This is a genomic window from Burkholderia sp. JP2-270, from assembly GCF_003233675.1.
Classification (GTDB): Bacteria; Pseudomonadota; Gammaproteobacteria; order Burkholderiales; family Burkholderiaceae; genus Burkholderia; species Burkholderia pyrrocinia_C.
On record NZ_CP029826.1, the window covers coordinates 919,157 to 931,542 of the forward strand.

The 12,386-nt window shown below is 67.1% G+C and carries 11 protein-coding genes; 5 read left to right on the top strand and 6 right to left on the bottom strand.

Annotation, left to right across the window (positions count from 1 at the left end):
- Nucleotides 1-39: 39 nt before the first annotated feature.
- Together DM992_RS36920 and DM992_RS36925 are read left to right on the top strand one after the other, a co-directional pair.
- On the top strand, nt 40-1,116 hold the full coding sequence (locus DM992_RS36920; protein ID WP_111021118.1) for a substrate-binding domain-containing protein: 1,077 nt from the start codon (nt 40-42) through the stop codon (nt 1,114-1,116).
- Between the two features lie 72 nt (nt 1,117-1,188).
- Nucleotides 1,189-1,719, top strand: a complete 531-nt coding sequence (locus DM992_RS36925; RefSeq protein ID WP_111021120.1) for an OsmC family protein — start codon at nt 1,189-1,191, stop codon at nt 1,717-1,719.
- Between the two features lie 49 nt (nt 1,720-1,768).
- Here the strand turns inward: DM992_RS36925 and DM992_RS36930 are convergent, their stop codons facing one another.
- Genes DM992_RS36930 through DM992_RS36940 form a run of 3 tightly spaced genes read right to left on the bottom strand, consistent with a single transcriptional unit; the run spans nt 1,769 to nt 4,459 of the window.
- On the bottom strand, nt 1,769-2,605 hold the full coding sequence (locus DM992_RS36930) for an ABC transporter ATP-binding protein (protein ID WP_111021122.1): 837 nt from the start codon (nt 2,603-2,605) through the stop codon (nt 1,769-1,771).
- Complete coding sequence (locus DM992_RS36935; RefSeq protein WP_111021124.1) at nt 2,602-3,465, bottom strand: ABC transporter permease; 864 nt, start codon at nt 3,463-3,465, stop codon at nt 2,602-2,604. Before DM992_RS36935 ends, DM992_RS36930 begins: the two co-directional genes overlap by 4 nt.
- A gap of 1 nt (nt 3,466) precedes the next feature.
- Nucleotides 3,467-4,459, bottom strand: a complete 993-nt coding sequence (locus DM992_RS36940; protein WP_111021126.1) for an aliphatic sulfonate ABC transporter substrate-binding protein — start codon at nt 4,457-4,459, stop codon at nt 3,467-3,469.
- A gap of 345 nt (nt 4,460-4,804) precedes the next feature.
- Between DM992_RS36940 and DM992_RS36945 the strand changes: the two genes are divergently transcribed.
- Nucleotides 4,805-6,232 carry an MFS transporter gene (locus DM992_RS36945; RefSeq protein WP_111021128.1) on the top strand — a complete coding sequence of 476 codons (1,428 nt, stop codon included), beginning with the start codon at nt 4,805-4,807 and terminating at the stop codon, nt 6,230-6,232.
- A 121-nt stretch (nt 6,233-6,353) separates the two neighbouring features.
- Here DM992_RS36945 and DM992_RS36950 read toward each other — a convergent pair whose 3' ends face one another.
- Nucleotides 6,354-7,754 (bottom strand): LLM class flavin-dependent oxidoreductase, encoded by a 1,401-nt coding sequence (locus DM992_RS36950; protein WP_111021130.1) that lies wholly within the window; start codon nt 7,752-7,754, stop codon nt 6,354-6,356.
- Nucleotides 7,751-9,010 (bottom strand): acyl-CoA dehydrogenase family protein, encoded by a 1,260-nt coding sequence (locus tag DM992_RS36955; RefSeq protein WP_111021132.1) that lies wholly within the window; start codon nt 9,008-9,010, stop codon nt 7,751-7,753. The genes DM992_RS36950 and DM992_RS36955 overlap by 4 nt, the downstream gene beginning before the upstream one ends.
- 292 nt (nt 9,011-9,302) lie before the next feature.
- On the opposite strand from DM992_RS36955, the gene DM992_RS36960 reads away from it, so the two are divergent.
- A complete protein-coding gene (locus DM992_RS36960) occupies nt 9,303-10,541 on the top strand; it encodes an SfnB family sulfur acquisition oxidoreductase (RefSeq protein ID WP_111021133.1) in 1,239 nt (412 codons plus the stop codon).
- Nucleotides 10,542-10,788: 247 nt separating this feature from the next.
- On the opposite strand, the gene deoC is transcribed toward DM992_RS36960, so the two are convergent.
- Nucleotides 10,789-11,469: a deoxyribose-phosphate aldolase gene (gene deoC / locus DM992_RS36965; protein WP_111021134.1), complete on the bottom strand. Its 681-nt coding sequence runs from the start codon at nt 11,467-11,469 to the stop codon at nt 10,789-10,791.
- Nucleotides 11,470-11,615: 146 nt separating this feature from the next.
- Between deoC and deoR the strand changes: the two genes are divergently transcribed.
- Nucleotides 11,616-12,386, top strand: coding sequence for a DNA-binding transcriptional repressor DeoR (gene deoR, locus DM992_RS36970; RefSeq protein ID WP_111021136.1), 771 nt, complete (start codon nt 11,616-11,618; stop codon nt 12,384-12,386).

Sequence of the window (12,386 nt, forward strand, 5' to 3'; positions counted from 1 at the left end):
AGATTGTGCGGATATCGTTCCCACGGAGACAGGCAGACCATGCGATCGTCGCTTCGCCGCAAGCCGCGCATCGACCGGAAGGTCGGCGCGCTCGCGCTGTTTTTCGCAGCTGCATTGGCCGCGCTCGCACCCGCGGCGCACGCCGGCCCGCTCAAGGGCGCGCCCGCGCCGTTCGACAAGGGCGGCGTGAAGATCGCGCTCGTCAACTATCTGTCGACCGGCGACTTCTTCCAGGCCTACGAGGCCGGCGCGCAGAAGCAGGCGAAGGCGCTCGGCGTCGATTTGCGCATTTATGAGGGCCGGCAGGACGCGGCCGAACAGCGCGAGCAGATCCAGCAGGCGATCGGCATCGGCGTGTCTGCGATCATCGTCAACCACGGGTTGCCCGAATCGTTGAAGGACGTCGTCCAGCGCGCGCTGGACAAGGGGATCAAGGTCGTCGCGTTCGACGTCGATCTCGGCAATCCGAAGGTGCCGCAAATCGAGCAGAGCGATCGCGACCTGGCCAACCTGCTGCTCGGGCAGGCGGTGAAAGACAACGGCGACGCATTCGCGGCCGGTTATGTGTATGTCGCCGGCTTTGCGCCGCTCGACCGGCGCGATGCCGCATGGCGCGACTTCAAGCGGGCGCACCCGAAGGTGCAGGAAAAGGCGCGCTGGGGCACCGTCGACAATCCGATCGCGCAATCGGTCGCGAATCAGGCGGCAGCGGCCTATCGCGCCAATCCCGACATCCGCGTCGTGTTCGCGCCTTACGACGAGTTCGCGCGCGGCGCGAAGCTGGCCGCAGACGAAGCGAAGCTGTCGTCGAAGATCCGCATCTACAGCGCGGATATCTCGACCGCCGACATCGAGGCCATCCGCGCGCCGAACAGCGCGTGGGTCGCGACGGCCGCGACCAATCCGGCGATCGTCGGCGCCGTGTCGGTGCGGGCCGCCGCGCTGCTCGTCGCCGGCCAGGACCCGGGAGCGCGCATCGTCGTCAAGCCGACGCTGATCACGCGCGACGATCTCGTGAAAAACGACATCCGGACCGTGGCCGAACTCGGCGCGAAATTCCCCGCGTTCCGCGCGAGCGACGCGGCGACCGCCGCATGGATTCCGAAGGCGGACTGACCGCCGCCGACAACGGGCGGCGGACGCCGCCCTGCGCGAGGAACAACCGACTGACGCACCGACGACCCGGCCATGACGACCCTGAACGACTATCTCGCCCAAAAACGCGACGCCTGGCGTGCGAAGCAGGAAGCGGCACGCAACGATCCCGCTTTCAAGGCGACGCCGCTGAAGGCGACCGTGCGCGCGCTCGGCCGCAGCGGCGTGCGCGAGATCCGCATTCGCGACTTCCAGGTGATCAGCGACAGTCCGCCCGACTTCGCCGGCTACAACCTCGGGCCCGCGTCGCCGGAACTGCAGCTCGGCGTACTGGGTAGCTGCCTTACGCACATCACGCTGATCCAGGCCGCCGAGCGCGGCCTGAAGATCGATGCGATCGAGGTGGAGGTGACCGGCGACCAGCATCCGCTCGCGCAGCAACCGGGCTTCGAGCATGTGCCCGTGTTCCCGCACAACCTCCGCTATACGCTCGATATCGTGTCGCCCGAGCCGCCCGACGCGATTCGCGCGCTGCACCAGGCGGTCGAAGCGGTCTGCCCGATCTTCAACCTGCTGAGGCTGCCGCAGACCATCGACGGTGAACTGCGGCACACCCGTGCATGACGCGCCGGGGCGCATGCTCGCAGGACTTGCCGGCTCATGGCGGGGAATTTCAAGCCCCACGGATTCCGCATTCGGATGCCTGATGGCCGTGCGGCTGGCGTCTCGTGCCGTCCGCACGATCGTGAAAGCGCTGGAACGCGTCCAGCAATCGCGCGCGCTGCGCGGCCAGTGACGGGTTGCGCCGATCGCGCGGCCGCGCGACGGCGACGTGGATCTCGTCGTCGACGCGGCCCGGGTTCGGCGCGAGCATCAGCACGCGATCGCCGAGATACAGTGCCTCGTCGAGATCGTGCGTAACGACGATCGCTGACATCCGGTGGCGGTGAACCACATCGAGCAGCAGCGTCTGCAACCGCATCCGGGTGATCGCGTCGACCGCGCTGAACGGTTCGTCGAGCAGCAGCAGGTCCGGTTCGCCGAACAGCCCGCGCGCGATCGCCGCGCGCTGGGCCATCCCGCCCGACAACGTGGCCGGCAGTTGCCGCGCGACGCCGGCAAGGCCGACTTCGTCGAGCAGCCGTGCGACGGTCGGCTCGCGGCCGCCTCGCGGGCCGGACGCGAAGCCGACGTTGTCCGCGATCGATAGCCACGGCAGCAGTCGCGGTTCCTGAAAGATGACGCCGATGCGCGGGGATGGCCCGTCGAGCGCGATTCCGTCGAGCTTCACGCTGCCGCGGAAGTCCGTGTCGAGACCGGCGACGATCCGCAGCAGCGTGCTTTTCCCGCACCCGCTCGGGCCGACTATGCAGACGATCTCGCCGCGAGCGACCCGCAGCGGGATGTCGGCGAGGATCGTCCGATCTCCGTAAAGCTTGCGGGCGATCCGCAGGTCGAGCAGCGGCGTATCGGTGCCCGCTGTCGTGTGCGCAGAAGGCAGCGTCCTCATTTCGATGCCTCGTGCAGCGTGTTGTCGAATGCGTCGCGCCAGCCGAGCCAGTGCGATTCGATGCGCCGCATCGCACCGTCGGTCAGCTTGCCGAGCAATGCGAGCAGCAGGATCGCGCCGAACACGAGATCGGGGCGCCCGGTTTCCCGGCCGTCGCTCAACAGGAAGCCGAGGCCGCGCGTTGCCGCGATCAGTTCCGCGGCGACCATGAACATCCACGCAAGGCTGAGGCCGGTACGCAGGCCGGTAACGATTTGCGGCAACGCGGCCGGCAGCAGGATTCGACGGAACAGCGCGACCGGGCCAAGCCGGTATACCGCGCCGAGCTCGACGAGCTTGCGGTCGACGTCGCGAATCCCGGCGACCACCGCCAGATGAACCGGAAAGAACGCGCCGATCGCGATCAGCGTGATCTTCGGCGCCTCATCGATGCCGAGCCACAGCAGCAGCACGGGCACCCACGCGAGCGACGGGATCGCACGCAGCGCCTGGAACGTCGGCTCCAGCAGCGCGTCGATCCGGCGGCTCAGGCCCATCGCCGCGCCGACGACGAGCGCGAGCCCGGCACCGGCCGCGAAACCCGACGCGACCCGAAGCGTGCTCGTGCCGATATGGCGTGCGATGCGCGTGATGCCCATCCGGGCGAGCGTATCGAGAATCTCGCTCGGCGCCGGGACGAGGTGGTCCGGCAGCCAGCCGTGCCGCACGCCGTATTCCAGCAGCGCGAGCGCGGCGAACGGCAATGCGAGGCCCGCGATGCGCCACGCGCGAAGCGGGTCGCGCAGGCTCGCGCGGGGCGGTTCGGCGCGGCGGGGCGCGAGCGCGTCGTCGCGGGCAGCGGTGTCCGTCATCGGCGGCATCTCAGTGCGACGCGGCGACGAGCGGGCGCGCAAATGCCGGATCGATCAGCGTATCGACAACCTTCGCGGGATCGACGCCGGGCCTGGTCAGCTGTTCGGCCGTCAGTACCGGCGCCGCTGCCTTCAGCGCCGCGCGTTGGGCATCGCCCGGCACCGGATCGCTGAAGTCGTTGCGCTGAAGCTGCAGTTTCGCGACCGGCAGCGATACCTTCGATTCGTCGGCGACGATCTGCGCGGTGTCGGCCGGATGCGCGATGATCCATTGGCGCGCGCGATCGTAGACCTTCAGCACACGCGTGACCGCCTGCGGGTACTGGCTGGCGAATGCGTCGCGGACGTTCAGGAAACCATACGTATTGAATGCGACGTTGCGGTACAGCAGGCGCGCGCCGTCGTCGAGCTGGGCGGCGGCCATGTGCGGATCGAGACCGGCCCATGCGTCGACCTGACCATTCGCGAGTGCGGTGCGTCCGTCCGGATGCTGCAGGTTCACGATCGCCACATCGTCGCGCGTCAGGCCGGCCGTGTGCAACGCGCGCAGCGTGAACAGGAACGGATCGGTGCCGCGCGTCGCGGCGATTTTCTTGCCCTTCAGGTCCGCGAGCGAGCGGATCGGCGAATCCTTGCGGACCACGAGCGCGGTCCACTCCGGGCGCGAGAACACGTATACGGCGCTGATCGGGTTGCCGTTTGCCCGGGCGAGCACCGACGCAAGCCCTGCGGCCGATCCGAAGTCGACCGCACCGCTGTTCAGGTATTCCAGCGCGCGATTGCTGCCGAGGCTCAGCACCCAGCGAATCGACGTGCGGTCGGCCTTGAACTCGTCGTCGAGCCAGCCGAAGTGGCGAATCACCAGGCTCTCCGGCGAGTAGTACGCATAGTCGACGCGGATTTCCGCGGGGGTTGCCGCACGTGCGTGCATCGATACGAGACCGGCGAAAGCGGCAACGGCGACGGCCGCGGATTGCCATGCGCGGGACCAGGACTGCTTCATCGGGGAATCTCCGGAAGAGCGGCAACGTGCCGCGAACAGGCAGGGTGACCGTCCAATGTACCGAAGCGCCAGCGACTCGATAACGAAGAAATACGCGATTGCACATGCGCGTTGCTGCTAAGCGCACGTGACGAGCAACTTTATGACGCACACCGAATAATTTATCGCTTTATATCGCTTGGGATAACCGGATCACGAGAACAGAATCTCCGCTGCCAGAGAGCGACGACAGTACGTGCCGTACGGTCGAGCACTCGCTCCACGCGCTGTCGACAGCGAATGCACGTGCTGCGTTCCTGGCTCCCTGTGGATCTCGCCGAACATTCGGCGCAACAAAGGAATGCGATGAGTTCGATCGATCTGAACGCGGTCACGCCGGTTTCCGCGCCTATCCGCTCCGCAAGCGACGTGGCGCGCCTGATCAATACGACGGACAGTTCCGTCAGCCATGCGCGGATGATCGTGCTGCTCGCGCTCGGCGGCGTGTTTCTCGATGCGTACGACCTGACGACGTTGTCCTACGGCATCGACGACGTCGCGCGCGAGTTCGGTCTGACGCCCGCGCTGACCGGGCTGGTCGGTTCGGCGATCATGATCGGCACGATCTTCGGCAGCCTGATCGGCGGGTGGCTGACCGACAGGATCGGTCGTTACCAGGTGTTCATGGCCGACATGCTGTTTTTCGTGATCGCCGCGATCGCGGCCGGGCTGGCGCCGAACGTCTGGGTACTGATCGGCGCACGCTTCGTGATGGGGCTCGGTGTCGGCATCGACCTGCCCGTCGCGATGGCGTTTCTCGCGGAATTCTCGAAGTTCAGCGGCCGCGGCAACAAGGCGTCGCGGCTCGCCGCTTGGTGCCCGATGTGGTACGTGGCGTCGTCGGTCTGTTTCCTGCTGATCTTCGGCCTGTATTTCCTGCTGCCGGCCGAGCATGCGGGATGGCTTTGGCGCGCGTCGCTGATCTTCGGCGCGGTGCCCGCGCTCGTCATCATTCTGGTCAGGAATCGTTTCATGAACGAATCGCCGCTGTGGGCTGCGAATCAGGGCGACCTGGCCAATGCCGCGCGAATCCTTCGCGAGTCGTACGGCATTCACGCACACGAAGCGGAGGATGCGCGACGCGGGCCGAGCCAGCCGCCAGTGCGGATTCGCGTGCTGTTCCAGCGCCCGTATCTCGGGCGCACGATCGTCGCCAGCGTGATGAACCTGTGCATTCCGTTCGAGTACACGGCGATCGCGTTCTTCCTGCCGTCGATCCTGTCGCAGTTTCTCGGCGCGGGCGTGTTCGAGACGATCGCGGCATCGCTCGCGCTGAACGTTCTGTTCGCGTTTACCGGCGGCTTGCTGGGCATGCGCCTTGCATATCGATATCCGTCGCGTCATGTCGCGATCGCGGGCTTCGCGCTGCAATTCGTCGCGCTTGTCGCGCTTGCGCTGGCCGGACATCCGCACGGTGCGCTCGCGGTCGGCATCGTGCTGCTGATGCTCGGCACCTGGTTGTTCGCCGAAGGTTTCGGGCCGGGTGCGCAGATGATGATCTATCCCACCTTGTCTTACCCGGCGTCGATCCGCGGCACCGGTGTCGGCTTCGGGCGTTCGCTGTGCGGCATCGGCCAGGCGCTTGCGCTGTTCGTGCTGCCGATCCTGCAGGCCCGTCTCGGTACGAACATGTTCTGGGTCGTCGCGATCAGTGCGGTCACGCCGATCGTGTTTCTGTTGATCGTGCGTTACGAGCCGACGGCACGCGACATCGACGACGAAAGCGCCGCGTGAACGCTGGCGGGGGAGCGTTCACCGCCCCGGAAAATACCAACGGCTTCGTCGGACCGTACGAAGCCGTTTGCGTCGAAGCCGGTCGCCGCCGAATGCGGGCCAGCCGGCTTCGACATTGCCGTTACGCGCCGACGGCCTCCCGCTCGGCCTCGCGCTTGACCTGCTCGATATCGCGAAACTGCGCGGCCGGATGCTCGTCCGGCAGCCGCGCCGTGCCGCCGAACAGTTTCTCGCGCAGCGTGCCCGGCGCATATTGCGTCGGATAGACGCCGCGCCGCTGCAACTCCGGAACGAGGTAGTGCACGATGTCTTCGAAGGTTTCATGCGCGACCGCATATGCGAGATTGAAGCCATCCACGTCGGTTGCGGCAACCCATTCCTGCAGGATGTCCGCGACGGTCGCCGCCGACCCGACGAACACCGGGCCCAGTCCGCCGATGCCGCCCCATGCCGCGAGCGCCTCGATCGTCCACGCGGTGTCGCCGCCGGCCAGATGCTCGACCGCCGACACGATCGCATTGGTTTCGACGCGCCTGACCGGATCGGCCGGCGCATACTGGCCGAAGTCGATGCCGGTCCAGCCGGACATGAATACCAGCGAGCCGTCGTACGACACGTAGCGGCGGTACTCGTCGAACTTGGCCTGCGCCTTCTCGTCGGTTTCGTCGACGATCACCGTGACGAGGTTGTAGATCAGCACCTTGCGCGGATCGCGGCCTGCGGCGGCGGCCTGTGCGCGCACATCGGCCACGTAGCGCGCGAGCTGCTCGCGGGTCGGCGCGGCGACGAACACGCATTCGGCGTGCTGCGCGGCGAACGCCTTGCCTGGGCCGGACGCGCCGGCCTGGAACAGCACCGGCGTGCGCTGCGGCGACGGTTCGCACAGGTGATAGCCGGGCACGTCGAAGAAGCGGCCCTTGTGACCGATCTCGTGCACCTTCTCGGGATGCGTGAACACGCGGCCGTCGCGATCGCGCACCACCGCGCCGTCTTCCCAACTGCCCTCGAACAGCTTGTACAGCACCTCGACGTATTCGGCCGCGACCGCATAACGATCGTCGTGCGTGCGCAAGCCGTGATCGCCGACGTTTTTCGCGCCGCTTTCCAGATAGGACGTGACGATGTTCCACGCGAGCCGGCCCTTGGTGTGATGGTCGGCGGTCGACAGCCGGCGCGCGAACGTGTACGGGTGCTCGAACGTCGTCGACGCTGTGATGCCGATGCCGAGATGCTCGGTCGCCATCGCGATCGGCGCCGCGAGCTGCAGCGGGTCGTTGACCGGGATCTGCGCGGCCTGGTGCAGCGCGTGGTAGTTGCTGCCCTTGTAGACGTCGTAATAGCCGATCACGTCCGCGATGAAGATCGCGTCGAAGATCCCGCGTTCGAGGATGCGGGCGAGGTCGGTCCAGTAGTCGAGATCCTTGTACTGCCACGAGCGGTCGCGCGGATGCGCCCACAGGCCGGGCGACTGGTGGCCGACGCAGTTCATCTCGAACGCGTTGAAGCGGATGTTCCTGCTCATCGCGCGACTCCCGGTTCCGTGCCGGCGCTTGTGCCGTCGCCGACGCGCCAGACGAACGGCGGCGTGCGGCCGTTGATGACCCAGTCGCCGACGATCCTGGCCTTGTAGACGAGCGGATTGTGCGACGACACCGTACGCGCGTTGCGCCAGTGGCGGTCGAGCGCGGTCGCGCTGCGTGTGGCGGACGCGCCGAGTGCGTCGAACAGCCGCGTCGCGGCGCGCAGTACGAGTTCGGACACGACGAGCTGGCTCTGCGCGGATTCGATTTCGGCCGCGACGTTCGCGTCGTGCTCGGCCTGTTCGTCGCCGCCGAAGCGGGCTTCGTAGGCGAGCTGAAGCGGCTGCGCGGCGCGCAGCGCGAGCGCGTCCGCCGCGTAGGCCCACGATGCGATCTCGCCGATCACCTGCTGCAGCTGTGCGTCGTCGCCCGCGCGCGGCGCGTTGCCGTGGCTGTACACGCGAGTGCGGGTGCGCACGAGTTCACCCGCGTCGCGCACGATCGCGTGGCCGATGCCGGCCAGCGTCGCAACGTGGAAGAGTTGGTAGAACGCGGTCTGGTACTTGAAGCGGCGTGCGAAGTCGATCACGTTGTCGGCGTCGACCGTCGCATTCTCGAAGCGCGTCGTGCCGCTGCCGGTGGTCGTCTGGCCGAAGCCGTCCCAGTCGTCTTCCCGGATCACGCCGGGCTGCGCGGTCGCGACGGCGACGATCACGTCGCTGCCGTCGTGTGCGCGCTGCGCGAACACGTCGATCCAGTCGGCGAACAGGCTACCGGTGCTGTAGAACTTCCGCCCGTTCAGCACCAGCCGGCCATTCTGCTCCGACACCTTCGTGATGGTCTGGCCGAGCGGCACGTCGCCGGCCTCCGACCACGCGTTGCCGACGAGCTGGCCGCTCGCGAAGCGGTCGAACCACGTCGTGCGTTGCGGCCCGGGCGGCGCATTCAGCCAGTCCTCGACGAATGCGAAGTGCCCGCGCAACGCCTGCGGCAGATTGGAATCGGCGGCGGCGAGCTCGATCAAGAGCCGGAACAACTGCGGCAGCGATGCGCCGGCACCGCCGTCGCGTACCGGCAGCCGTATCGCGCCGAAGCCGGCCGCCTTCAGCCAGCCGATCGCTTCGTGCGGCAGCTCGCGGCGGCGTTCGCGTTCGGCAGTGCCAGAGGCGATGCGGTCGAATATCGGCCGGAACCGGCTCGCGAGTGCGTCGTAGTCGGTGCCGGTGGAAAGGTCGGTGTCTGCGTGCAACGAAGTCATGCGGATTTCCTCGAAGGGCGGGGCCGTTTGCGCCGGGAGGCCAGTATAGGAAGCGCCGGGCGGGCGTTCCAATAACGGATTCGCAGATCGTTATCGTCGATCGGCATTACGCGGAACGGCTGCGGACGCCCCGACGCTCGGGCGTCGATTGCGACACGGAAGCACGCTGACGCGTGCGTGCATCTCCACGTCGTTTGTGATCCGAAGGAATATCGTTCCGAGAATCGCTCGGTTTGCCGACCTGCGGCGCACTGCTAGATTGAACGCTTTCGTGATTCGACAGGAGAGCCCGATGTCAGATACGAGCGCCACGATTCAGGAGCGGTCGACCGAAGCGAAACCGCAAGCGGCCCGTGTGATCGCCGACGATGCGCAGGCGGTCGCGGCCGCACATGCGCTGGCGCAGCGGCTTGCGGAAGGCGCCGCCGAACGCGATCGGGAGCGCCGGTTGCCGCGCGACGAGATCGAATGGTTCTCGCAGTCGGGGCTATGGGCGATCACGGTGCCGAAGGCATACGGCGGCGCGGGCGTATCGCATGTGACGCTCACCGAGGTGATCAAGATCGTCGCGGCGGCCGATGCGTCGCTCGGACAGTTGCCGCAGAATCATTTCGGGCTGGTCGACGTGATCGCGCTGGTCGGCACCGACGCGCAGAAGCGCTATTTCTTCGCGGAAGTGCTGAGCGGCAAGCGGTTCGGCAACGGCTTCTCGGAGAAGGGCACGAAGCACGTACTCGACCTGAAGACGCGCGTGCGCCGCGACGGCGACGACTATGTCGTCGACGGCACGAAGTTCTACTCGACGGGTGCGCTGTTCGCGCATTACGTGCCGGTGCTCGGTCTCGACGACGCACAGCACGCGTGGCTTGCGTACGTGCCGCAGCCGACGCCTGGGCTGACCGTGATCGACGACTGGTCGGGGTTCGGGCAGCGCACGACCGCGAGCGGCACGGTGGTGCTCGACAGCGTGCGCGTGCCCGCGTCGCATGTGCTGCCCGCGCAGCGCGTGTCGGACGAGCCGACGCTCAATGGCCCGCTGTCGCAGATCATCCAGGCGGCGATCGATGCCGGCATCGCGAAAGCGGCCATCGACGATACGCTGGCGTTCGTGCGCACCCGCACGCGGCCGTGGGTCGACAGCGGCGTCGAACGGGCGGCAGACGATCCGCTGATCCTCCGCGAGATCGGCCGTCTGCACATCCAGCTTCATGCGGCGGAAGCGCTGCTCGAACGCGCGGCGCGCACGCTCGACGAGATCGGCGCGCGCGGCACGGTGACCGACGACGATGTCGCGCGCGCGTCGGTCGCGGTCGGCGAAGCGAAGGTGCTGACGACCGAGATCGCGCTGCTCGCGGGCGAGAAGCTGTTCGAGCTGGCCGGCACGCAGTCGACGCTCGCCGAGCACAATCTCGACCGGCATTGGCGCAACGCGCGCACGCATACGCTGCACGATCCGGTGCGGTGGAAGTATCACCTCGTCGGCAACTACTACCTGAACGGCGTGCGTCCGGCGCGCCATGCGTGGAATTGAGCCGCTCGCGATCCGGCTGACAGCGGATATGCACGTTCCGCAAGTCGCCGACGGTGGCCTGATTTGCGGATGATCGGTTGTTTTTTTGGACCGGAGCTGCGCGCTGGCTCGTTCCTCCCGAAGCGGGCAAGCCGAATGCGGAGCCACGCTTCGCGGCTTGCCGTGGTGGCGGACGAACGGCTCGTGGCGGTGAATGGATTTCGACACCGCCGCTGACAGTCCGGTTCGGGCACCCGCCCTTCGCGCGTCAGTACGCCGAATCGCTGCCGTCCTGATCGGTGACGATCGCCACCCCCGAGCTCGTGCCGAGCCGCGTCGCGCCGGCCTCGAGCATCGCGAGCGCGGCCGCGCGGTCGCGCACGCCGCCCGATGCCTTCACGCCGAGGTCCGGCCCGACCGTGCGGCGCATCAGCGCGACATCCGCGAGCGTCGCGCCGCCGTGGCCGAAGCCCGTCGACGTTTTCACGAACGCGACGCCGAGATCGCGGCACATCTCGCACACGCGCACCTTCTCGTCGTCGCTCAGAAGCCCCGTCTCGAGGATCACCTTCAGCGGGACCGCTCCGCACGCATGCTGCACGGCCGCGATGTCGGCTTTCACGTCGTCGGCGCGGCCGCTCTTCAGCGCGCCGAGGTTGATCACCATGTCGATCTCGCCGGCGCCCGCCGCGATCGCGGCCGACGCCTCGAATGCCTTCGCGGCCGACAGCGCCGCGCCGAGCGGAAAGCCGACCACCGCGCAGACGAGCACGCCGGTATCGGCCAGCTCGCGTGCGGCGAGCGGCACGTTCGCCGAATTCACGCAGACCGAGTAAAAGCGATGCGCGGCCGCCTGGCGGCACAGTTCGCGGATCTGCGCGTCGCTCGCGTCGGGCGCGAGCAGCGTGTGATCGATGGTTTGGGCGAGTTGGGCGTTGGAAAGCGGCATGTTTCAGGACTCCACGGATCGTGTGCCGGAAAGGCACACGGAAAGTTGATGTTTTCACATCGGTTTGTTACAAATACGACATTCCGGCCGGGCCCGCACGCCCGGCACGACGAGCGACGAGTGCGACAGGCACGCAGGATACAGGCATGGAAACGAAGAAGGGCGAACGGATCAAGACGCTGATGAACGTGCTGCAAGGGCAGAACGCGATTCATCTGAGGGAAGTCGCCGAGCTGTTCGGCGTGTCCGAGATGACGATCCGCCGCGATCTCGCGGACAACCCGCACGGCCTGAGCCTGATCGGCGGCTACGTGACGCGCCATTTCGCCGCGCAGCGCAGCGACATCGGCGAGTACCTGATCAGCGCCGAGAACAACCGGCAGACCGAGGAAAAGCGCCGCATCGGCAAGCTGGCCGCGCAGTTCGTGACGACCGGCGACACGATCTTCGTCGACTGCGGCTCGACCACGCCGTTCATCGTCGACTTCATCCCGGACGACCTCGAATTCACGGCCGTCTGCAATTCGCTGAACGTGTTCGCGAAGCTGCAGCAAAAGCCGCATTGCAGCGTGATCCTGTGCGGCGGCGCGTATCACCGCAAGAACATGGTGTTCGAGTCGGTCGCCGAAACCGGCATCCTCGACACGGTGCGCGTGTCGAAGGCGTTCATCTCCGCGGCCGGCGTGAGCGACCGCTGCGGCGTCACGTGCTTCAACTTCCACGAAGTCGACGCGAAGAAGAAGGTGATGGCGCGCGCGCAGAACCGCTTCCTGCTCGTCGACCATACGAAGTTCGACGAAGTGCGCGCGGCCTATTTCGCCGAACTGACCGACTTCAACTACGTGATCTCCGACGGGCAACTGGGCAGCCGCTACGAAACGGCGATCCGCGAGCACGGGATCGCGCTCGTGACCTGA